This window comes from Sulfitobacter sp. THAF37 (assembly GCF_009363555.1).
In the GTDB taxonomy this organism is placed as follows: domain Bacteria; phylum Pseudomonadota; class Alphaproteobacteria; order Rhodobacterales; family Rhodobacteraceae; genus Sulfitobacter.
On the sequence record NZ_CP045372.1, the window covers coordinates 663,191 to 684,095 of the forward strand.

Genomic DNA, 20,905 nt, shown 5'->3' on the forward strand with positions numbered 1-20,905 from the left:
CAATGGCCGATCATATCCCGATGATCGAGACGGAGCGCCTGCGTCTCCGCGCGCCGAAGCTCGACGATCTGCCCGCGTTGACCGCGTTTTTCGCGTCCGCGCGCAGCCACTTCGTCGGCGGGCCGCGGGAGGCTTACGACGCGCGCCGGGGCATGATGGCGGTTTTCGGGAATTGGGCGCTCTGCGGCTTCGGCATGTGGTACATCGCCGATCGGGATAGCGACGCATTCCTCGGCGCGACAGGCATCCTGAACGGCCCTGACTGGGATGAACCGGAACTGGCATGGTATGTCACCGAAGCCGCCGAGGGGCACGGCATCGCATTCGAGGCGACGCAGGCCGCCCGCGCCCACGCCGCGCAGCACCTCGGGCTGGACCGCATCGTGAGCTACCCTGCCCCCGAAAACACCCGCTCCATCGCCCTCGCCACCCGCCTCGGCGCGGTGTTCGAGCGGGAAGGCATGCTCATGGGAGAGGCGATGCACGTCTACCGCCACCCGAAGGTGGCCGCATGATTGCCTCCTTTGCCCCGCAACCCGTAGCCGCGATGAGCGCGCGATTGGCGCAGTCCATTACACCAAAAAGGAGCGCCCGATGACCGACGACACCACCCGCGCCGCCGAGCTGCTGAAAGGCCACCGTGCCAGCATCGACCGGCTGGACGCGATCCTCGTCTATACCTTGGGCGAGCGGTTCAAACACACGCAGGCTGTGGGGAAACTCAAAGCCGAACACGACCTTCCCCCGTCCGACCCGGCCCGCGAAGCGGCTCAGATCGGACGGCTCGAAGATTTGGCGAAAGAGGCCGACCTAGATCCCGAATTCGCCAAGAAGTTCCTGAACTTCATCATCGCCGAAGTCATTCGGCACCACAAAACCCACCAATCGTAGGGTGCGCATTCATTGCGCACCACCTCTCTGACATCAAAAGGAAATACACCATGGCCATGAAAATTCGTCTCGCCCGCGGCGGCTCCAAGAAACGCCCGCACTATTCCATCGTCGCCGCCGACAGCCGCATGCCGCGCGACGGCCGCTTCATCGAGAAGCTGGGCACCTACAACCCGCTGCTGCCCAAGGACAGCGAGGACCGCGTCAAGATGAACGTCGAGAAGGTTCAGGAATGGATCTCCAAAGGCGCGCAGCCGACTGACCGCGTAAAGCGCATGCTGGAAGCAGCGGGCGCCCTGCCCAAGACCGAGCGTAACAACCCGAACAAAGGCACACCGGGCAAGAAGGCCCAGGACCGCGCGCAGGAGAAGGCCGACAAGGCCGCTGCCGCCGCGGAAGCGGCCAACGCCCCCGCCGAGGAAGCCCCGGCAGAAGAAGCAGCCGCGGAAGAATAAGGCACAGCACCCGGCATGGACCAGTTTTCAGACGATTTCCGTGCCGGGCTTGCCGACCTGATGCGTTGGCGGCGCGACGTGCGCCGCTTTCGCCGGACGCCGATCGAAGCGGCGCTGCTGCAACGCTGCCTCGATACGTTCAACCTCGCGCCCTCCGTCGGGCTCAGCGAACCCTGGCGCATCTGCCGGGTGGTCTCGGACTCCGCGCGGGCTCGTGCCGTCGACAACTTCAAGACTGCAAACGCCGAAGCCCTGCGTGGCTACGCCGGAGACAAGGCGGCGCTCTATGCCTCGCTGAAGCTTTCGGGAATGGAGGACGCGCCGGAACATCTGGCGATCTTCTGTGACGACGCGACGCCGAAAGGCGCGGGGCTGGGCGCGGCCAGCATGCCGGAAATGCGCCGCTATTCGGTGGTGAGCGCGATCACCATGATGTGGCTGACCGCCCGCAGTCTCGGGTTGGGTATCGGCTGGGTCTCGATCCTTGACCCCGTCCGCCTCAGCAACGATCTTGAGGTACCGGCAGACTGGACGTTGGTGGCTTACCTTTGCCTCGGTTGGCCCGAAGAAGACAGCCTGACGCCGGAACTGGAAACAAAGGGCTGGGAAACCCGCGCTACGGCACTGCATATTGAGGAACGCTGATGTTTCGCCTGATCGTCATCTTAATCACTCTCGCCGTCGGCTTCGCCCTGGGGGTCGGATATGACCGCTGGTTGATGCGCAAGGAATGTGCCGCCGGCGACGGGGGCTGGACCGGCACGATCTGCGTCAATTCGGATCTGCTGCAATGACCGATCTCATCTGTGTCGGTGCCATTGCCGGAGCCTACGGCGTACGCGGCGAACTGCGGGTAAAGAGCTATTGCGCGGTCCCCGAGGATATCGAAACCTACACCCCCCTGTGGTCCGAGGACGGCAGCCGCAAATTCGCCCTCGCGATCCTGCGTCCGATCAAGAACGGCTTTGCCGCGCGCATCCCCGAAGTCGCCACGAAAGAGGACGCAGACGCCCTTCGCGGTACCCGCCTGTATGCCGAACGGGCGCAACTGCCCGGCTTGCCGGACGATGAGTTCTACCATGCCGATTTGATCGGGCTTCAGGTCTACGATACCGGCGGCGTGATGCTTGGCCGGGTGAAAACGGTGCAGAACCACGGCGCCGACGACCTGCTGGAGCTTCAGCTGGCGGGCACGTCGGCCACAACCTTCCTGCCCTTCACCAAGCGGGCGGTGCCTACGGTGGACCTGGCCGCCGGTCGCATCGTGGCCGACCCGCCCGAAGGCACCCTGCCAGACCCGGACAACTGATGCCGCGTCGCATCATCCTGCACGCGGGCTTTCACAAGACCGGTACAAGCTCCATACAGGCCGTCCTGCGCGAGAACCGCGTGGCGCTGAAGAAACATGTGGCGTTGCGCCTGCGCTGGCATATGAAGGATCTGGTCGCCGCCACGCGTGGCTATTCCACCTGGCGCGACCCGTTGACCCTGATCAAGGTGCAGGACAGGTTCACCCGACTGATGGACGAGCTTCCCGGCATGCCCCGCCGAACATTGGTCATCTCTGCCGAGGAACTGGCGGGCCACCTGCCCGGTCGGGATGAGCTGTCGGACTACTCGGCCGCGCCCGTCCTGCTCTATGCCTTCTGGGAAATCGCCCGCGCCCGCTTTCCCGAGGCCGACATCCTGATCTATCTGTCCACGCGCGCGCCGGGTCCCTGGCTGGAGTCTGCCTGGGCGGAGCACGTCAAGGCGTCGAACATGACACTGGAGTTCGAGGACTTCGCGGCGCGATACCAAGGGGCCGCCGACCTTGAGGGCATGGTCGGGGAGGTCGCCAGCCGGGTGCCCGTGCCGGTGCATCATCGCGCGCTTGAGGCTTGTACCACCCTGCCGCTGGGGCCTGCCGATCCGCTGCTCGACCTGTGCGACCTGCCGCCGTCCCTGCGTGCGGCCCTGACCCCGGTGCCGCCCGCTAACACCAGGCTGAACGCCGATGTCCTGCGCGCCATGCTTGAGGCCAACCGCACCCACGAGGGCGCGGACGCACGCAACGCGGCCAAAGCCGAGATCCTGAAAGAGGCACAAGCGCGATGAAACCGCCCCGGTCCCACGGACGGCAATCCGTCCGTCCCACCCTGCAACCGCACGCCCTGATGCGGGATGCGCCGGACTACACCGATGTCTGGCAGGCGCGGGTCATCACATTGTTCCCCGAACTGTTCCCCGGCGTGCTGGGGGCCAGCCTCAGCGGTCGGGCCCTGAAGGAAGGGCTGTGGCAGCTGCACACGCACGACCTGCGCGCCCATGGCATTGGCAGGCACCGCAACGTGGACGACACCCCGGCCGGCGGCGGAGCGGGCATGGTGATGCGCGCCGATGTGGTCGGCCCCGCGATCGAAGCGGCGCAGTCGCACGCGCGGGGGCGTTGGCCGATCCTCTACATGTCACCGCGCGGCACGCCCTTCAGCCAGACCATGGCGCGGGATCTTGCGGCCTGCGCGGGCGTCACCATGCTGTGCGGCCGGTTCGAGGGGGTCGATGAACGGGTCCTGGAACATTATGGCGTCACCGAAGTCTCGCTGGGCGATTTCGTGATGACCGGGGGCGAGCTGGCCGCGCAGGCGATGATCGACGCCACCGTGCGCCTGCTGCCCGGCGTGCTGGGAAACGCCGAAAGCGCGGTGGAGGAGAGCCATTCCAATGGGCTGCTGGAACATCCGCAGTACACCCGCCCGGCCACCTGGGAAGGAAAAGACATCCCGCCTGTGTTGATGTCGGGCAATCATGGCGAGATCGCCAAATGGCGACAGGCCCAGTCCGAACGGATCACCGAGACCCGGCGCCCGGACCTCTGGTCGCGGTACAGGAAGGCTTAGAAGTCCGCGTTGACGCCCGGCAGCTTCAGCGCCTTGATCAGATCACGCAATTCCTGCCGCGCGGCGACGTTTGAGATATTGAGCTGCTTCACGCCGATATCCTTGAGATCCAGCAGGGTCAGGCCACGCGGAAACAACTCGCGAAAGATCACACGCTCGTTAAAGCCAGGCGCCACGCGAAAGCCGATGCGCTTGGCCAGGTTGGCGACGGCGCGTTCCATCTTTTCCTTGTTGACCATGCGCTGTGCCCCCAGGCGGTTGCGCACCACGACCCAGTCGATCGGGGCAAGCCCCGCCTGCGCCCGCAATTGTCGCGCGTTCCAGACCATTTCGGAATAGACGGAGGGGCCGGTGATCTTGTCCCCACTGGCGTCGGTGTGGGCCAGCAGGTCAAAGTCGATGAAACTGTCGTTAAGCGGCGTAATCAACGTGTCGGCAAGCGAATGGGCCACCTGGCTGAGCCGAGTGTGCGAACCGGGACAGTCGATCAGGATGAAATCGCTGTCCGGCTCCATCGCGGCGACGGCCGCACTGAGACGGTGGTCATAGACGTTTTCTCCCGGTCGCAGCGCGCCTGCCTCGATCTCGGGCAATTCGTGCAATGTCGGGCTGGGAAGGTCCAGGTCGGCCTGCGCGAGGAAGCCGCGCCGGTTTTCCACATAGCGTCCGAAGGTGCGTTGCCGCAGGTCCAGGTCCAGACCGCTGACCTTGTGGCCCATGCGCACCAGCGCGGTGGCCACATGCATCGATACGGTGGATTTGCCTGCGCCGCCTTTTTCGTTACCGACGACAATAATATGCGCCATTCTGCTGCCCTTCTGCCGCACCTGCTTTGGTAGCGCAGGTTATTGTTGTGCGACACTATATGTGGGGTGCGCCGCTTTGGAAAGTGTTGGTGTTCTGGGCAAATGAACTTCTGTCACTTTCCCGTCGCACCTGCTTCACAAAGCGAATTTGTCATCCTGTCGCAACTCTTCGCCGCGCCAGCGCGTTAGTCCTGATATGCCGGTTCGTGGACCGGCTGTGAAGCACGGAAAGCCGACATGCCGACAATGAAACATGACAGGTGGTACCATTCGACCAGCGCAGAGGTTCCGCAATTGCAGGCGGTATCTCAACTGCGCTCGGCGATGTTGGACATTGGCAGTCTACTTCTCATTTTCATCGCGACACCGCTGGCCCTTTTCTATGACACCTCCGTGGCAGGGCAGCCCATGTCAGAGAGCACATTGACCGAGCGATTGCAGGTGGTGCTGATCGTCATCTCCATGCTGGCTTTCGCAACCGGCGCATTTTTCAGGATGGGCCATGCGGGATACACCGGTGCGGTCACGACGCTCTTGGCGTGCATGGCGATCCGCGAAAACGATTCCGCCTTCGACCTCGTGTATCATGGTTTCTGGCTGGTGCCCGCGCTTGCCGCCCTGGCAGTCGGCGGCGCCTACACCTGGAGCCACCGTGCCGGTGCCTGGGCGGCCTTTGCCGCCCACCTGAATACCCGGCCCGGGACCTACTTTATCCTAGGGCTTCTTCTGTTGCTTGTTTTCAGCCGCCTGTTCGGCACCGGTGCGGTGTGGGAGGGTGTGATGGGCGCTGCCTACACCCCTGAAGTCAAAGCGGCCGTGCAGGAGGGGCTTGAGCTGCTGGGGTACTTCCTGCTGAGCTATGGGGCGTTCTTATCCCTGCAGAACCGGTTCGGCGGCGAACCAAATGACGTGCCACGCTGATTTCCCGACGCCTAACGTCGGCATATCCCTACCCGTGACGCGGGCGCTGCGACGTCAGGTCTGTGCATCGTCACATCGCGCCCTCCTGAAATGAAAAAGGCGCGCCCCCAAACAGGAACGCGCCTTTTCAAACGTATGGCAGGGCCGATCAGAAACCCAGACCGGCGTACTTGTTCTTGAACTTCGACACGCGGCCACCGGTGTCCATCAGGCGGCTGGAGCCACCGGTCCATGCCGGGTGAACGGAAGGGTCGATGTCGAGCGACAGCTGGTCGCCTTCCTTGCCCCATGTCGATTTCATTTCCACAACGGTGCCGTCGGTCATCTTGACGTTGATCGTGTGGTATTCGGGATGTGTATCGGCTTTCATCGAAGAGGTCCTTACGCTTCGGCGCCCGAGGAACGGGGCTTGTAGTGAGAGTTTTCGGTGATACGTGCGGATTTGCCCCGGCGCGAACGCAGGTAATACAGCTTTGCACGGCGGACGCGACCACGGCGGACCACCGTGATGCTTTCGATGTTGGTGGAATGCAGCGGGAACACACGTTCCACGCCTTCACCAAAGCTGATCTTGCGCACGGTGAAGGACCCGGCGATGCCGTGGCCGTTGTTGCGCGCGATGCAGACGCCTTCGTAGTTCTGCACGCGGGTGCGCGTGCCTTCTGTAACCTTGAAGCCGACGCGGATGGTGTCACCGGCGCGGAAATCGGGGATATCCTTGCCCAGTTCGGCGATCTGTTCCGCCTCGAGTTGTGCGATCAGGTCCATTGACCATTCTCCTAAATATGCTCGTGGTATGCCACGAAGTTGCTTGTCCGATCCAAGAGCTTCGGCCTGTCTGTCGGGTCTGCACCGTCTTCCCGTCAAAGGGAGGGGTGGCCCGCCGGAGATAGCATCGTCTTTCCTTGTCGCCTGCGCATAACGCAAACCACCGGAGCCGCAGCGGTGCGATTCCGGATGGCCGGGGTATAGGGGCGATGGCGGCGCGGATCAAGGGGGTTCGCACCCCCACCGCAGCGCGCCGATGCTAGTGTGGCGTAGGTCTGGCGGGACGACCCGGCGCAGGGTCCCGTTTGCGCCGCACTAGCACCACGAGATTGGAAAGGAACAACGCCCCGATCACAACGGCACCGCCAGTCAATGCATAAGCGCCGGGGTCTTCCCCGACAAAGTACCATGCCAACAGCGGCGCAAAGACGGATTCCAGCAGGATCAGCAGCCCCACCTCGGCAGAAGTGATGTAACGCGGACCCAGCGCCAGCAGAACAGAGCTGCCCAGGATCAGCCCGGCGTGCATCGCCACCAGCGGCGCCTGGTCGGACGGCACGGAAAACGGCTGCGCCCAGGCCAGGATCACCAGCGCGCCCAGCAGGTAGCCCAACGCCACACCCGGCACCATCGACACCCGCCGGACCAGCCGGACGGCGGTCAGACCGGCGGCGAAAATCGCCGATGTCGCCAACGCCAGAAGGTCCCCCGCCAGCGCGGCGTTCGCCGTCTCGCCGGAGCCGTAGGCGATCACCGCCAGACCGGGCAGGACCGCCGCCATCGTCAGATACATCCGCAGGCTCAGCCTTTCGCCCAGGGCGACCCGGCTGAACACCGCGGCAAAGACCGGCAGCGACGCGATGATGAAGACGACGTTTGCCACCGACGTCAGGCTGACCGCCAGCACGAAAAGCACTCCGGACGCGCCCATGGCAATGATGTAGACCAGCGCGGGCCAGCCGGTGCCGAGGAAAGCCCTGAAAGGGGCGGCGCCCCGCCAGACCAATAGTCCCACCCCGATCAGAAGCCCAACAAGCAGCGCGCGCCAGAAGGCGACGGTCAACGCCGGAGCGTCGATCAACCGGACAAAGAGAGAATCGGGCACGATGCAAAGCACACCGAAGAGCGTGATGAGCAAGCCTTTGAGCTGATCGTTCATGCGGCATCGGTGGCCGAGTTTCCCGGCCAGGTAAAGACCCCACTTGCCAGGAGCAGGCCCGGAGATTCGATCCGGTCGGTCAAGGTCAGACGCCTGCGCCGCCACTTTGGCGGCTATTCAGCAGACTCTTATCAGGTGCCGAAAACCGCCGGCAGGGTGCGACACCTGTCGCCGCCATGCTCAGCCCGAAATCCGCAGTGGCGACTTCGCGACCGCTCCGCTTTGCTCCGGGCGACGCAGACCGGGTCGGAAATGACGCTTTTCCTCTCACCGACGATGGATCTTTCCGAAACCCATTAACGGGAGGAAATCCGGCCTATGACCGATGTACGCCAAGACCGTAAATCGGCCGGCGTATGGCCAAGTCTTGGCAATACCTTTCGGCTGCAATTTCCGCGCTCAGACTTGACCTAGAAGGCCGGAGTGCGTGACACTCCCCCGACGCCCCCCAGGGCAAAACACAGAAATGCAGATCAACTGCGCTAAACCGCAGACTATCAAGGCATCGAAGGCGGCTCCTATACGGATCGCCGACAACGGAGAGGAAGACTATGAAATATTTGACACGCACCGGAAAACCGCTTCCGCAATCCATCTTGGATTCTGCAGAAGCCGCGCGAAAAGACCCGGTCAATCGCCGTGAATTTCTTGCGCTGGCCAGCGCCTTCGGTGCGACCGCCGCCACCGCCTACGGCATGATCGGCATGGCACCCCCGGCCTACGCCGACGCGCATGCCAACATGAAAGAAGGCGGCACGGTGCGCATGCAGATGGAAGTCCGCGCCCTCAAGGACCCGCGCACGTACGACTGGTCGCAGATCGCGAACTTCTCACGCGGTTGGCTGGAATACCTCGCCATCTGGGAAAACGACGGTACATTCAGCCCCGCCCTGCTGGAAAGCTGGGAAATCAACGATGACGCCACCGAATACACGCTGAACGTCCGCCAGGGCGTCAAGTGGAACAACGGCGACGACTTCACCGCCGAAGACGTGGCGCGCAACATCACCGGCTGGTGCGACAAGTCGCTCGAAGGCAACTCCATGGCGGGACGTTTCGCATCGCTGATCGACGAAGAAACCGGCCAGGCCATCGAAGGTGCGATCGAAGTGGTGGACAGCCACACCGTCAAGCTGAAGCTGCCGGTGTCGGACATCACCCTGATCCCCGGCATGGCGGATTACCCGGCGGCCATCGTGCCTGCCGACTTCGACCCCGATAACATGGTCGACAACCCCGTTGGCACCGGCGCCTACCTGCCAGAATCCCTCGAAGTGGGGGTGAAGGGCGTGCTGGTGAAGAACCCCGATCACACATGGTGGGGCACAGAGGTCTATGGCGGGCCCTACATCGACCGTCTGGAATACATCGACTACGGCACCGACCCGTCCGCATGGATTGCCGCTGCGGAGGCCGAGGAAGTCGACGCGTTCTACTCCATGGAAGGCGAATACATCGACATCATGGGCACGCTGGACGGCTGGGTGGAGAACGAGATCGCGACCGCCGCGACCATCGTGATCCGGCCCAACCAGCTGGCTGAAGTCGATGGCAAGAAACCTTACGAGGACAAGCGCGTCCGCCAGGCCATCGCAATGGCGGTAGACAACGAGATCCTGCTGGAGCTCGGCTATGCCGGACGCGGCATCGTCGCCGCGAACCACCACGTCGGCCCGATGCACCCCGAGTATGCGGAACTGCCGCCGCTCAAGGTCGATCCCGCCGCCGCCAAGGCGCTGATGGACGAAGCGGGCTACGGCGATTTCGAGCACGAGTTGTTCTCGATCGACGATGCCTGGCGCAAGGACACCACCGACGCGGTCGCGGCGCAGCTGCGGGACGCAGGTATCAACGTCAAGCGGACGATCCTGCCCGGTTCGACCTTCTGGAACGACTGGACCAAGTATCCGTTTAGCTCGACCAACTGGAACGCGCGCCCGCTGGGTGTGCAGATCTGGGCGCTGGCCTATCGCTCTGGCGAGGCGTGGAACGAATTCGGCTACTCGAACCCCGAATTCGATGCGCTCCTGTCCGAGGCTCTGGCGACGGCAGACGTGGACAAACGCCGCGAGCTGATGGCCAAGGGCGAGGCGATGCTTCAGGAGGATGGCGTGACGATCCAGCCCTACTGGCGGTCGCTCTATAACCACACGCGCGAAGGTCTGGTCGGTGCCGCGCACCACATCGGGTTCGAATACCACCCGGCGCGGATGGCCTGGACCGGCGACGCCTAAGCGCCGATACCGTCAAACAACGAAGGGCCGCGTTTTTCGCGGCCCTTTTTTTGTTAAACTGGACTGCAGGCAGTCAGACCGCCGCTTTGCGCATCTCGTCCAGATAGATTTCCCGCAGGCGTGGGGCCACGCGGCCCGGCGTACCATCGCCCAGCGCCACACCGTCGATTTCCACCACGGGCATGACAAAGGCCGAAGCCGATGTCGTAAAGGCTTCATCCGCCTGCTTGGCCTCGTCGATGGTGAAATTGCGCTCTTCGACTTCCATCTGCGCCTCGCGGGCGAACCGCAGGACTGCCGCGCGGGTGATGCCGTGCAGGATCTCGTTGCTGAGGGCGCGGGTGATGATCTTGTTGCCCTTGACGATATAGGCGTTGTTCGACGTGCCTTCGGTCACGAAACCGTCTTCAACCATCCAGGCATCGTCGCAACCGGCCTTCTTGGCCATCATCTTGCCCATGGACGGATACAGCAGCTGCACCGTCTTGATGTCGCGGCGGCCCCAGCGGATGTCCTCGATGCTGATGACCTTGGCCCCCTTTTTCGCAGCCGGACTGTCGGCGAGACCGGGTTTGTTCTGGGTGAACAGCACAATCGTCGGCTCGGTCTCGGGCGCGGGAAAAGCAAAATCGCGGTCGCCGTCAGACCCGCGCGTGATCTGGAGATAAACCAGCCCCTCGTCGATCTCGTTCAGGCGCACCAGTTCGCGGTGCACCTCCAGCAGATCCTCCTTGCTGATCGGGTTCTTCATCTCCAGCTCGTTCAGTGACCGGCTGAGGCGCACGGCATGGCCGTCGAAATCAATCAACTTGCCATCCAGCACGGACGTGACTTCGTAGACGCCATCCGCCATCAGGAAGCCCCTGTCGAAGATCGAGATCCGCGCCTCGGTCTCGGGCAGGTATTCGCCGTTTACGTAGACTGTCCGCATGTTACTGATCCTCTTTCAGCGGGCGCCGCCCGTGGTGTCCTTTTCGGGGCCGACATGGCGTGCACATCCGCGCCTGTCCAGCCTTTTTGACGGTCGATGCCCGCCTCATCCCCACAGGGCCGGGTCCGGGGGGTGGACCCCGGCGTCATCGAACTTCAAAGCATGTTCGCGGTCCTTGCCCAACAGAAGCGGCCCATCAAGGTCGACAACCCGCGCGCCCTGGGCAACCAGTGTCGCGGGCGCCATCGCCAGCGAAGACCCGACCATGCAGCCAACCATGACCTGATACCCCTGTGCCAGGGCCTCCTGGCGCAGCGCGAGCGCCTCGGTCAGGCCGCCTGTCTTGTCCAGCTTGATATTGACCACATCGTACTTGCCTTTGAGGTGCGGAAGGCTTTCGCGGTCGTGGGCCGACTCATCGGCGCAGACCGGCACGGGACGGTCCATTCCGATCAGCGCCTCGTCCTGGCCCGCAGGCAAGGGCTGCTCTACAAGCGCCACGCCAAGCCTGACCAGATGCGGAGCCAGATCGGCATAGACATCCGCGGACCAGCCCTCGTTCGCATCCACGATGATGGTCGACGTCGGCGCGCCTGCGCGCACAGCCTCCAGTCGTGGCATGTCGTCGGGCGTGCCCAGCTTGATCTTGAGCAGCGGGCGATGCGCGTTCCTGGCGGCCTGCGCCCGCATGTCGGCGGGTTCTGCCAGCGACAGGGTGTAGGCCGTGACCTCGGGGCCCGGTGCCGTCAGCCCGGCCAACTCCCAGGCCCGCTTTCCGGTGCGTTTCGCCTCCAGATCCCACAGCGCGCAATCCACGGCATTGCGGGCGGCCCCGGCGGGCAGCAGATCGTACAGACGCGAGCGGGTCAGATCGCCGCTCAACCCTTCGATCTGTGCTGCGACGCTGTCCAGCGTTTCATCGTAGCGCGCGTAGGGCACGCATTCGCCCCAGCCGGTCACGCCGCCAGCCTCGACCCGGACCGTCAGCACCTGTGCCTCGGTTCGCGAGCCGCGCGAGATGGTAAAGACCTGAGCCAGCGGGAAAACGTCCCGCGTCACTTCGATACGCATGATCGCTCCTCTTCTTCGCCAGAATGCTCCGGGACGCCTGCGCGCGGATTACAACTTCTCCAGCGCCTCGGCCAGACGGTCGGCACCGTGGCGGAACGGATCGACGGCAGGCAGACCCATCTCGGCCTCGACCTTGGCCAGATAATCCTTCGCCTCTTGCTCGGACAGGTGCTGTGTGTTGACCGAAACGCCGACGACCTTGCAGTCCGGGTTCGCCACCTGGGCCAACATCAGCGACAGGTCGCGCACCGCTTCAAGCGAGGGCAAGGTGTAATCCGGCAAGCCGCGCATGTGCGCCCGCGTGGGTTCGTGGCACAGGATCAGCGCGTCGGGCTGACCGCCATGGATAAGCGCCATCGTCACACCCGAGAAGCTGACGTGAAACAGGCTGCCCTGCCCCTCGATCACGTCCCAGTGATCCGGATCGTTGTCAGGCGTCAGGTATTCGATGGACCCCGCCATGAAGTCGGCGATCACAGCGTCCAGCGGCACCCCTTCGCCCGTGATCAGGATGCCCGTCTGGCCGGTGGCGCGGAAGCTGGATTTCATCCCGCGTTCCTTCATCGCCGCGTCAAGCGCCAGTGCGGTGTACATCTTGCCCACGGAGCAATCGGTCCCGACGGCCAGGACCCGCTTGCCGGTCCGCTTCTTCCCGTTGGCGATGGGATATTCGACGTTAGGCACACGCACATCGTGCAGGCTGCGGCCATTCTTTTCCGCCGCCGCGACAAGCACTTTTTCCCGCGAGAGCAAGTTGTGCAGACCCGACGCGATGTCAAAGCCCATGTCCAACGCCTCGACCAGCACTTCCTTCCACGCGGCAGAGATCACGCCGCCCCGATTGGCAACGCCGATCACCAGCGTCTTGGCGCCCGCTTCCTTGGCCTCGGCCAGGGTCATGTCGCTGAGACCGACGTCGGCCCCGCAGCCCTCCATCCGGAACTGTCCCACGGCATTGTCGGGGCGCCAATCCTTGATGCCCTGCGCCACCTTGGCTGCCAGCTGATCGGGCGCATCGCCCAGAAACAACAGATAGGGGGTCTCGATCATGGCATGCTCTCCGTTTACTCTATTTGCGATATGTTGCGCCATCCGGGACGCAAAGCGATTGCAATTTCAGTGATAATCGCGCCGAAGCGACAAACATTCAGCGCGAAGCCTCGTACATGCGCAATGATATTGCAAGGCGAAGCAGACACCGATGCTGCACCTGCGAAATCCGGCTTGCAGGTCGCGACGCAATTTAATATCTGCGGATGAAGAAAAGCCGCAATATTGTTTCGTCACAGGGGAACCACCATGTCTTTCCGCATTCAGCCCACGCCGCCTGCCCGCCCGAACCGCTGCCAATTGTTCGGGCCCGGCTCGAACAAGAAACTGTTTGAGAAAATGGCGGCTTCGGAGGCGGATGTCATCAACCTTGACCTGGAGGATTCGGTCGGCCCCAATGACAAGGACATGGCCCGCGCCAATGTGATCGAGGCGATCAATTCCGTCGACTGGGGCAGCAAAACCCTTTCGGTGCGGATCAACAGCCTGGACACGCCCTACTGGTACCGTGACGTGGTCGACCTGCTGGAGCAGGCTTCGGAACGGTTGGACATGATCATGATTCCCAAAGTGGGTTGCGCGGCGGATGTCTACGCCGTCGATGCGCTGATCACTGCGATCGAGCGGGCCAAGGGACGCAGCAAGCCAATCGCGCTGGAAGTGATCATCGAGTCCGCCGCGGGTATTGCCCATGTCGAAGAAATCGCCGCGTCTTCTCCGCGGCTGGAGGCGATGAGCCTTGGCGCCGCGGATTTTGCGGCATCCATGGGGATGCAGACCACTGGCATCGGCGGGACGCAGGAAAACTATTACATGCTGCACGACGGCCAGAAGCACTGGTCCGACCCTTGGCATTGGGCTCAGGCCGCTATCGTCGCCGCCTGCCGGACGCATGGCATCTTGCCGGTCGATGGGCCCTTTGGCGACTTTTCCGATGACGAAGGCTGCCGCGCGCAAGCGCGCCGGTCCGCGACGCTGGGCATGGTCGGTAAATGGGCGATTCACCCCAAGCAGATCGCGATTTCCAACGAGGTCTTCACCCCCTCGGACGAAGCCGTCGCCGAAGCACGCGAAATCCTGGAGGCGATGGAAACGGCCAAGGCCAACGGTGAGGGGGCGACCGTCTACAAGGGGCGCCTTGTGGACATTGCCAGCATCAAGCAGGCCGAAGTCATCGTGCGGCAGTCGGAAATGATCGCGAACCGCTGAGCGTATAGAATTAACGGGTCCAGAGCCCAGGCTCTGGACCCGTTCATCCCAAGGCACTGGCGCCAAAGCTGCCCGGCGGGGTCCGGGCGGCTTAACCGGCGTGCTTCACAACCGGCGCCTGACGGCCGGATGCATCGCCCTCGAAGCTGACGCGCTCCTGATAAAGCGCAATGGCCACGATGGCGCCAAGCATGCCCGCAAGAACGTAGTTCACCACCGCCATACAGGCCTCCTTTTCGACACTATGTCGCCCTGTTTGACCCTTTATCCCTGGCTGGGCACCCATGCTCCAATAGAAAAACAGGGGAAACACAGTGTTTCGCCACGGATGATGCCATAATTCAGCGCACTTTTCGGCATTGTCCCGGTGCCCGAAACAAGTGGTCTGCCGACACTGCCGCCTTGCCTGCACCGCTTACATTGCAAACCGACGCTTCTGGGGTCATATATCGGCCAACAAGGCGGAGCATTACATGACGCAATATCTGGATTTCGAAAAACCCCTGGCCGAGATCGAAGGCAAGGCCGAAGAGTTGCGCGCCATGGCGCGGGGCAACGACGAGATGGACACCACCGCCGAGGCCAAGGCGCTGGATGCCAAGGCGGCCAGCCTGCTGGACGAAATCTACGGCTCTCTCACACCCTGGCGGAAATGTCAGGTCGCCCGGCATCCGGAACGACCGCACTGCAAAGACTACATTGACGCCATGTTTACCGAATTCATGCCGCTGGCAGGGGACCGCAACTTTGCGGACGATCTGGCGGTGATGGGCGGCCTGGCACGGTTCAACGACCGCCCGGTCGTGGTGATCGGTCACGAAAAGGGCAACGATACAAAGTCGCGGATCGAACGCAATTTCGGCATGGCCCGCCCCGAAGGCTATCGCAAGGCCGTGCGACTGATGGAATTGGCGGGCAAGTTCAATCTTCCGGTGATCACGCTGGTGGACACGCCAGGGGCCTATCCCGGAAAAGGCGCCGAGGAACGCGGTCAATCCGAGGCGATCGCGCGTTCGACTGAAAAGTGCCTCCAGATCGGCGTGCCGCTGGTCAGCGTCATCATCGGCGAGGGTGGATCTGGTGGGGCCGTGGCCTTTGCCACCGCCAACCGGGTCGCGATGCTGGAACATGCCGTCTATTCCGTCATCACGCCCGAGGGCTGCGCGTCGATCCTGTGGAAAGATTCCGAGAAGATGCGCGAAGCGGCAGAAGCCATGCGTTTGACCGCCGACGACCTGCGAAAGCTGGGTGTGACCGACCGGATCATCCCTGAACCAAAGGGCGGTGCGCACCGCAATGCGCCCGCGGCGATCAAGGCGGTCCATAGCGCCATCGCCTCGATGCTGTCCGAACTGGACGGCAAAGATGCCAAGGCCCTGATCGCCGACCGGCGCAAGAAGTATCTTGATATGGGCGCAAAGGGGCTGGCGGCCTGACCGTCGCTACCATTTCATGCGAAAGCGCGGACCCGCCTGCGGTGCCCTGGTGAACCCCAAATTGTCGTAGGTCCGTTGTGCCGCCGTGTTGTCCGGGTCGGTGCCAACCGCGAGAAAACGGCACCCCCGGCCCTGCGCAAATGTGACGGAGGCGGCCACCAGCGCCCGCGCGACACCGCAGCGCCGCCTTTCCTGCCGGACAAACAGATGGTGCATGTCCATGCCACGCACACCGAATTGCAATTGGGCGAGCGGAAACAGGGCGGCGTAACCAACCAGCCCCTCTGCCCCCTCGGCCACCAGCAGTGTCAGCCAGGGCGCTGCGCCCAGTGTATCTCGGGCCAGATCTTCAGGCGTCAGACTGGCAGTATCGCCGTGGTACGCGGCCAGGGCGCGAACCATGTCATGCACCTGTGGGATGTCGGCTTTGGCAATGGAACGTATGAGAGGCATGCGGAACTCAGTTCGGGCCGCCCGCACGGAGGGGCCGCGCGAAAGGCGGCCATTGGTCTTTCAAAACAGGAAAAAGGGGCCGCGATCAGGACGCGGGGCGATAGCGACGGAAGAGGTGGCGCAGATTGACCATGAGCGCATGATGGCCCGGCTGTCGAATGCCGTCAACCAGAGCGTCCGCCGTTAGGTCGTGCTGACATCCATTTTCGCCCACCCGTTTCAGTCCAAAATTGCTCAGTTCCAGGCAAGAGAGCGTAGGAATAGCCAGCTATTTCAAGCTCTCTTAACGCAGAAATGGGCAATTTTGGCGAAACCCCTTCGGGGCGCGGCGGATTTCGCCTCTGCCATCCCTGATGTTCGCTTCCAATGGTCAGATTGCTGCGCTCACATCAGGGCGCCAGCGGCAAAATCCGTCTCGCGCGGGTGGTCGAAAATGGATGTCAGCACGACCTAACGCGCGAGCATTCGCAGGCCCTGCGTCACGTCCGATCGCACCGCCAGCCGCAGACCCGGCTCGTCCCCCGCGCGCAGGGCGGCGATGATCAGGCGGTGGAACTGGGGCGGCTCCGTCCGGCGCAGACGGCCATAGAGTGCCCGCATGGTCGGCCCCATCTGCAGCCAGACCGTCTCCGCCATCGCCAGCATCGCGGGGGCCTGCGCCCGCAGATAGAGCGTGCGGTGAAACTCAAGGTTCGTGCGGATGTAGCGGACCGCGTCACGCTGCGCCACCGCGTCGCCCACGGCGTTGTTGATGGTCTGCAACCGCTCGATCAGCGCAAGGTGCGCGCGCGGCAGGGCGCGGCTGGCCAATTCCACCTCGATCAGCGCGCGCAGGGCTGCCAGTTCCTCGATCCGGTCGCTGGACAGCTCCGGGGTCGATATCCGGCCCGATGTCGACATCGTCAGCGCCCCTTCGGCGGCCAGACGCCGCACCGCTTCTCGCGCGGGGGTCATTGACACCTCGTATTCCTTGCCGATGCCACGCAGGGTCAGCGCCTGCCCCGGTGGCAGGTCGCCATGCATGATGCGGCTGCGCATCCGGCGATAGACACGGTCATGGGCCAACGGCGTGGCCTCGGCGGGGCGCGGGGTCAGGTTCATGCAGGTGATGTGATCACAATTGGCGATCCCGTCAAGCGGGGCGTCAATCGTCCTTGAGCGGGTCGTGCCCCCAGTTCATCAGCGAATAACGCCAGTCGGAATGTTCTACGTCGTCATCCGGCCCGCCTTGGGACAGGTGCCGTTTGACGTAACCGACGACGGTGGCCATGTGATCCCACTGGTCGGCGGTCAGGTCATCCTTGTTCGTGCGCTTGATCGTGACAATCCGCCTGCCGGACCGGTGGCCGGTGGATTCACCGCCATCGCTGTCGCCGACCTGCTTCGATTCGTCCGTGTCGAGCCAGTCCTCCAGCTCCTTTGGTGCCATGTTGACCAGTTCACGCCATTCGTCCCAGATCTCGTCCCGCGACTTCGATGATGACATTTTGTGCCCTTTCCCTTGCTCGGACGGACAACGCGCCAGCGGCCGATCAGTTCGAGAAACGATAGCGGTGCAGGCTGCCGCCATGGGCACGCAACCAGCGGCGCGGCGGATCGTAGTCACCGTATATACGTGTGACCTCGGCCCAGAAGGCAGGCGAGTGGTTCATCTGCGCCAGATGCGCAACCTCATGTGCGGCGACGTAGTTCATCACGTCCGGCGGTGTCATGATAAGCCGCCACGAAAACATCAACCCGCCATCGCTGGTGCAGGACCCCCAGCGGGAACGGGTATCGCGCAGGGTGATACGGGTGTACCCCTTGCCCAGACGCGCGGCGTACATGTCGGATGCAGCCGCCAGCTGGTCACGCGCCATTTCCTTGAGGTGGCTGGCGAGCCGCACGCCGACGCGGTCCTCAGGTCCGGGAACCGCGATACTGTCAGGCCCGACCAGCACCCGCCGCCCCTGTCCCGGCACCAGCCGGAGAAGCCGCCCGCCTACCGGAATTTCCGCACCGGGCACGACGTCCATGTCCGCGCCGCGCGCGTCCAGATGCTTGCGAATCCACCCCTCCTTGCTGCGCGCGAACGCCAGCGCCTCCCGCTCAGCCAACCGTTTCGGCATCGTCAGGGTGACACGCCCGTCAAGTTGCGAGATACGCAGCGATATACGCCTTGCGCGGGCGGAACGGCGCAAGATCAGGGGAATAGGCGGATCGCCGGAGAGGACAGGATCGGTCATCGGACGGACTCGGCAGCAAGACGGGGCTAAAGCCTTTGACAGTCTCCCCCTCATATGGCACTTGCCCTGAATCATCTACACACTAACGTAATTTTCAAGAGGGGTGTTTCATGCCCAAGGAAGAATGGGGAACCAAGCGCCTGTGCCCCACAACGGGCAAGCGTTTCTACGACCTCAACAAGGATCCGATCGTCAGCCCCTACACGGGCGAAGTGCTCGAGATTGACGCGTCCAAGTCGCGGATGATCGCCGCCGATGCCGAGGATGCCGCAACAGCCAAGGCCAAGAAATCAAAGGTCGAGGATGATGCGATCCTGGACGATGAAGATGAAGTCGATGTGGATCTGGACGACGATATCCTGGACGACGACGACGACGATGATGATACCGTTCCGCTGGACGATCTCGCCGACGTGGCGTCGAACGACGACGACTGAACCGATTGCGGCGGCGGGAGTGGATTTTTCCCTTGATCCCGCCTTCGCTTGCGCCTAATCACGCACCACCAAACGGTCCGCACCCAAGACGCGGACCAGAATGGGGCATTAGCTCAGCTGGGAGAGCGCCTGCATGGCATGCAGGAGGTCAGCGGTTCGATCCCGCTATGCTCCACCATTCACCTTTTGGTCAGCACCACATAGTTCGGCCCTTTTCGTCAGAAGCGTTGCCTCTGACCGCGCGACCGACGCTGAATCGGCCATTCCCTGCGGCTGGCGCGAGCGTCTGCAGTGCGGACTTAGCGGTCATGTCCGACATCCGAAACAGATCGCGCCCGAACCGAGGGGTGGGCGAGTAGCGCCCGCCCCGTGGGGGCGGTTCGGGCGCTGCCAAAGCTTTGCTTTGGCGATAGGTCTTCGCTTTGAAAATAGAACATGCGCTCGCTGCCGACCTTCGCCGCACGCTGCCTGAACGGCAGCTTCGGACGCTGCCGATCGCCACCCGGCTCGTCAGAGGCAAACCTTTCTGACGAGAGGGGCAATCTCGGCGCGTAGCCGAGCTTCTGCATTCCTGCTTTCAAACGATTTTCCCCCCGCCTGAAAGGCAGGACTTTGTGACTCCTGCCACCTTTTGAACAGAAACACAAAGTACCGCTTTTTCTGTCAGAAGCAGTGACTCTGCCCTGGCAGGCTGCCCGGTCGCGGCCCTTGCCGAGCATCGGCAGTGCTGATCAAACCGGCCATCTCCAACCTCCGAAACAGGTCGCGCCCGCCCCATGGGGCGGACAAGCGCAATCCGGCCCGTGGTTTGATCGACAGCATGTAGCATTCAAACCGGTCGGGGCTGCGGGAGGATCCGGTCAAACGGGCTGGACAACCGAATGGCCTTTGTAGGCCAAGAGAGTGCCAACCCTATTCCTTGATGTGCCATGTGATGGCGGTGCGGTAGCCGAGCGATCCCAGCATGTCGATTTTCGACTGCCAGCGCGCGGGGCAGACGACCATGACCGCGTGATCCCCCCGCGCAGCGCGTGCCGCTTCGGCGGCAGTGATCAGGGCGCGCGCCCCTTCGTCCTGGACTTTCCTTGCGCCCGGATCTTCAATTGCATCGTGGAAAAAGTCGTCGATCACACCGACACCCGAGATATCGTGTGGCACGGGAAAATGCAGCGGCGTTGCGGGCTGCGAAATCGCGTAGCCCCGGATGCGACCATGATCTTCCGACACGAACATGTCGCGATCCTCAAGCGTCAGGCTGCGCCGCATCCAGGCCCCAAAGCGCGCATCCGCCTGCGTGTGAGGCTCCCAGAACCTGTGATTCAACTGGTCGAGCACCCTGCGATGCACCGCGCTGGCAGTGACGATTCCCGGAACATCGGCCTCCACCGCTGGCCGCACAGTGCCACTGACGGTGCTTGCCGACAGGCCGGACTTGACCAGATACGCCGTCAGAGGGGCATAACCCTGCGTGGCAAAGTCACCTTCCCAGTCACCACCGGAGATGCTGGATGCCAGCAGTATCACCGCCCCCGCCGTCTTGAGGTCGGCTTCGGCCGCCTCAAGCAGCGCCTGCCGCGTCCCGGCGGGGGCATCCGGGCAGACATGGCAGTCCTCCATCACCAATCCGGGCGGACCAAAGCGGCCGGCATAGATCGGCGGCACCGGCAGCAGGATGGAATGGGTCACACCAACCGTCCTGCCCTTGTCCACAGCAATCAGCCATTGCTGTCGGACCGGCGGGTTCGTCGCCTCCATCGCAGCCTGGAGGCTTTCGCGAACACGCTCCAACGGGGAGGGCGACAGCCGCCACAGGCCTGGGTTGGCATCCTGCCGCGCCTTTGCGTCGGACAGCAGCAACACAGCAAGGTCATCAAGATCGGATGGCGCGGCGGGTCTGATTGAAACGGGCATGAGCAGTCTTTCACGTTCGGGATACGGAGCCACCCCAAGCTGCGCAGGAACAGGCCAGTTTGACAAAGC

Annotated in this window: 26 protein-coding genes and 1 tRNA gene; 14 read left to right on the forward strand and 13 right to left on the reverse strand. The window is 63.2% G+C overall.

The features are described 5' to 3' along the window. The first annotated feature begins 2 nt into the window (after positions 1-2). The 8 genes from FIU94_RS03385 to trmD all read left to right on the forward strand — a co-directional run bounded on the left by FIU94_RS03385 (position 3) and on the right by trmD (position 4,225). Positions 3-515: a GNAT family N-acetyltransferase gene (locus FIU94_RS03385; RefSeq protein WP_152464434.1), complete on the forward strand. Its 513-nt coding sequence runs from the start codon at positions 3-5 to the stop codon at positions 513-515. Positions 516-594: 79 nt separating this feature from the next. Next, positions 595-891, forward strand: coding sequence for a chorismate mutase (locus FIU94_RS03390; protein WP_152464435.1), 297 nt, complete (start codon positions 595-597; stop codon positions 889-891). Between the two features lie 50 nt (positions 892-941). Continuing rightward, positions 942-1,346 (forward strand): 30S ribosomal protein S16, encoded by a 405-nt coding sequence (gene rpsP / locus FIU94_RS03395; RefSeq protein WP_152464436.1) that lies wholly within the window; start codon positions 942-944, stop codon positions 1,344-1,346. Positions 1,347-1,361: 15 nt separating this feature from the next. Then, positions 1,362-1,991, forward strand: coding sequence for a 5,6-dimethylbenzimidazole synthase (bluB, locus tag FIU94_RS03400; protein ID WP_152464437.1), 630 nt, complete (start codon positions 1,362-1,364; stop codon positions 1,989-1,991). Further along, positions 1,991-2,140, forward strand: a complete 150-nt coding sequence (locus tag FIU94_RS20835) for a hypothetical protein (RefSeq protein ID WP_172975837.1) — start codon at positions 1,991-1,993, stop codon at positions 2,138-2,140. The genes bluB and FIU94_RS20835 overlap by 1 nt, the downstream gene beginning before the upstream one ends. Then, entirely contained in the window at positions 2,137-2,655 is a 519-nt protein-coding gene (gene rimM, locus FIU94_RS03405) for a ribosome maturation factor RimM (RefSeq protein ID WP_152464438.1), read from the forward strand. The genes FIU94_RS20835 and rimM overlap by 4 nt, the downstream gene beginning before the upstream one ends. Beyond that, on the forward strand, positions 2,655-3,443 hold the full coding sequence (locus FIU94_RS03410; RefSeq protein WP_152464439.1) for a hypothetical protein: 789 nt from the start codon (positions 2,655-2,657) through the stop codon (positions 3,441-3,443). Before rimM ends, FIU94_RS03410 begins: the two co-directional genes overlap by 1 nt. Then, the gene (gene trmD, locus FIU94_RS03415) at positions 3,440-4,225 is read left to right on the forward strand and encodes a tRNA (guanosine(37)-N1)-methyltransferase TrmD (protein ID WP_152464440.1); all 786 of its coding nucleotides are present in this window, start codon (positions 3,440-3,442) and stop codon (positions 4,223-4,225) included. Before FIU94_RS03410 ends, trmD begins: the two co-directional genes overlap by 4 nt. Here trmD and FIU94_RS03420 read toward each other — a convergent pair. Next, positions 4,222-5,031: a division plane positioning ATPase MipZ gene (locus FIU94_RS03420; RefSeq protein ID WP_152464441.1), complete on the reverse strand. Its 810-nt coding sequence runs from the start codon at positions 5,029-5,031 to the stop codon at positions 4,222-4,224. The two genes, trmD and FIU94_RS03420, sit on opposite strands and share 4 nt — an antisense overlap. A gap of 237 nt (positions 5,032-5,268) precedes the next feature. On the opposite strand from FIU94_RS03420, the gene FIU94_RS03425 reads away from it, so the two are divergent. Then, positions 5,269-5,952 carry a hypothetical protein gene (locus FIU94_RS03425; protein WP_152464442.1) on the forward strand — a complete coding sequence of 228 codons (684 nt, stop codon included), beginning with the start codon at positions 5,269-5,271 and terminating at the stop codon, positions 5,950-5,952. Positions 5,953-6,100: 148 nt separating this feature from the next. Here the strand turns inward: FIU94_RS03425 and rpmE are convergent, their stop codons facing one another. From rpmE to FIU94_RS03440, 3 genes are all read right to left on the reverse strand, one after another. Next, positions 6,101-6,322 (reverse strand): 50S ribosomal protein L31, encoded by a 222-nt coding sequence (gene rpmE, locus FIU94_RS03430; protein ID WP_152464443.1) that lies wholly within the window; start codon positions 6,320-6,322, stop codon positions 6,101-6,103. Positions 6,323-6,333: 11 nt separating this feature from the next. Further along, positions 6,334-6,720: a 50S ribosomal protein L19 gene (gene rplS / locus FIU94_RS03435; RefSeq protein ID WP_152464444.1), complete on the reverse strand. Its 387-nt coding sequence runs from the start codon at positions 6,718-6,720 to the stop codon at positions 6,334-6,336. Between the two features lie 259 nt (positions 6,721-6,979). Next, the gene (locus FIU94_RS03440) at positions 6,980-7,879 is read right to left on the reverse strand and encodes a DMT family transporter (RefSeq protein ID WP_152464445.1); all 900 of its coding nucleotides are present in this window, start codon (positions 7,877-7,879) and stop codon (positions 6,980-6,982) included. A 551-nt stretch (positions 7,880-8,430) separates the two neighbouring features. Here FIU94_RS03440 and FIU94_RS03445 point away from each other — a divergent pair. Then, positions 8,431-10,113, forward strand: a complete 1,683-nt coding sequence (locus tag FIU94_RS03445; protein ID WP_152464446.1) for an ABC transporter substrate-binding protein — start codon at positions 8,431-8,433, stop codon at positions 10,111-10,113. A 73-nt stretch (positions 10,114-10,186) separates the two neighbouring features. Here the strand turns inward: FIU94_RS03445 and FIU94_RS03450 are convergent, their stop codons facing one another. The 3 genes from FIU94_RS03450 to dgcN form a co-directional block, all read right to left on the reverse strand. Further along, positions 10,187-11,044 (reverse strand): D-amino-acid transaminase, encoded by an 858-nt coding sequence (locus tag FIU94_RS03450; RefSeq protein WP_152464447.1) that lies wholly within the window; start codon positions 11,042-11,044, stop codon positions 10,187-10,189. A 105-nt stretch (positions 11,045-11,149) separates the two neighbouring features. After that, on the reverse strand, positions 11,150-12,115 hold the full coding sequence (gene dgcA / locus FIU94_RS03455) for an N-acetyl-D-Glu racemase DgcA (RefSeq protein ID WP_152464448.1): 966 nt from the start codon (positions 12,113-12,115) through the stop codon (positions 11,150-11,152). A 48-nt stretch (positions 12,116-12,163) separates the two neighbouring features. Further along, the gene (dgcN, locus tag FIU94_RS03460) at positions 12,164-13,165 is read right to left on the reverse strand and encodes an N-acetyltransferase DgcN (protein ID WP_152464449.1); all 1,002 of its coding nucleotides are present in this window, start codon (positions 13,163-13,165) and stop codon (positions 12,164-12,166) included. A gap of 249 nt (positions 13,166-13,414) precedes the next feature. Between dgcN and FIU94_RS03465 the strand changes: the two genes are divergently transcribed. Further along, on the forward strand, positions 13,415-14,374 hold the full coding sequence (locus FIU94_RS03465; RefSeq protein WP_152464450.1) for an L-malyl-CoA/beta-methylmalyl-CoA lyase: 960 nt from the start codon (positions 13,415-13,417) through the stop codon (positions 14,372-14,374). 91 nt (positions 14,375-14,465) lie between these two features. Here the strand turns inward: FIU94_RS03465 and FIU94_RS21125 are convergent, their stop codons facing one another. Continuing rightward, positions 14,466-14,597 carry a hypothetical protein gene (locus FIU94_RS21125; RefSeq protein ID WP_302848711.1) on the reverse strand — a complete coding sequence of 44 codons (132 nt, stop codon included), beginning with the start codon at positions 14,595-14,597 and terminating at the stop codon, positions 14,466-14,468. Between the two features lie 250 nt (positions 14,598-14,847). Here FIU94_RS21125 and FIU94_RS03470 point away from each other — a divergent pair, with 250 nt between their 5' ends. Further along, positions 14,848-15,810 carry an acetyl-CoA carboxylase carboxyltransferase subunit alpha gene (locus FIU94_RS03470; RefSeq protein ID WP_152464451.1) on the forward strand — a complete coding sequence of 321 codons (963 nt, stop codon included), beginning with the start codon at positions 14,848-14,850 and terminating at the stop codon, positions 15,808-15,810. Positions 15,811-15,816: 6 nt separating this feature from the next. Here the strand turns inward: FIU94_RS03470 and FIU94_RS03475 are convergent, their stop codons facing one another. From FIU94_RS03475 to FIU94_RS03490, 4 genes are all read right to left on the reverse strand, one after another. Next, on the reverse strand, positions 15,817-16,263 hold the full coding sequence (locus FIU94_RS03475) for a GNAT family N-acetyltransferase (protein ID WP_152464452.1): 447 nt from the start codon (positions 16,261-16,263) through the stop codon (positions 15,817-15,819). 450 nt (positions 16,264-16,713) lie between these two features. Continuing rightward, on the reverse strand, positions 16,714-17,364 hold the full coding sequence (locus tag FIU94_RS03480) for a GntR family transcriptional regulator (RefSeq protein WP_152464453.1): 651 nt from the start codon (positions 17,362-17,364) through the stop codon (positions 16,714-16,716). Positions 17,365-17,407: 43 nt separating this feature from the next. After that, positions 17,408-17,749 carry a DUF3140 domain-containing protein gene (locus FIU94_RS03485; protein WP_152464454.1) on the reverse strand — a complete coding sequence of 114 codons (342 nt, stop codon included), beginning with the start codon at positions 17,747-17,749 and terminating at the stop codon, positions 17,408-17,410. Positions 17,750-17,795: 46 nt separating this feature from the next. Next, complete coding sequence (locus FIU94_RS03490) at positions 17,796-18,488, reverse strand: M48 family metallopeptidase (RefSeq protein ID WP_152464455.1); 693 nt, start codon at positions 18,486-18,488, stop codon at positions 17,796-17,798. 110 nt (positions 18,489-18,598) lie between these two features. On the opposite strand from FIU94_RS03490, the gene FIU94_RS03495 reads away from it, so the two are divergent. Both FIU94_RS03495 and FIU94_RS03500 read left to right on the forward strand, forming a co-directional pair. Beyond that, a complete protein-coding gene (locus tag FIU94_RS03495) occupies positions 18,599-18,925 on the forward strand; it encodes a TIGR02300 family protein (RefSeq protein WP_152464456.1) in 327 nt (108 codons plus the stop codon). Positions 18,926-19,027: 102 nt separating this feature from the next. Further along, positions 19,028-19,103, forward strand: a tRNA-Ala gene (locus tag FIU94_RS03500). Positions 19,104-19,837: 734 nt separating this feature from the next. On the opposite strand, the gene FIU94_RS03505 is transcribed toward FIU94_RS03500, so the two are convergent. After that, positions 19,838-20,836, reverse strand: a complete 999-nt coding sequence (locus FIU94_RS03505; RefSeq protein ID WP_172975838.1) for a hypothetical protein — start codon at positions 20,834-20,836, stop codon at positions 19,838-19,840. Positions 20,837-20,905: the final 69 nt, after the last annotated feature.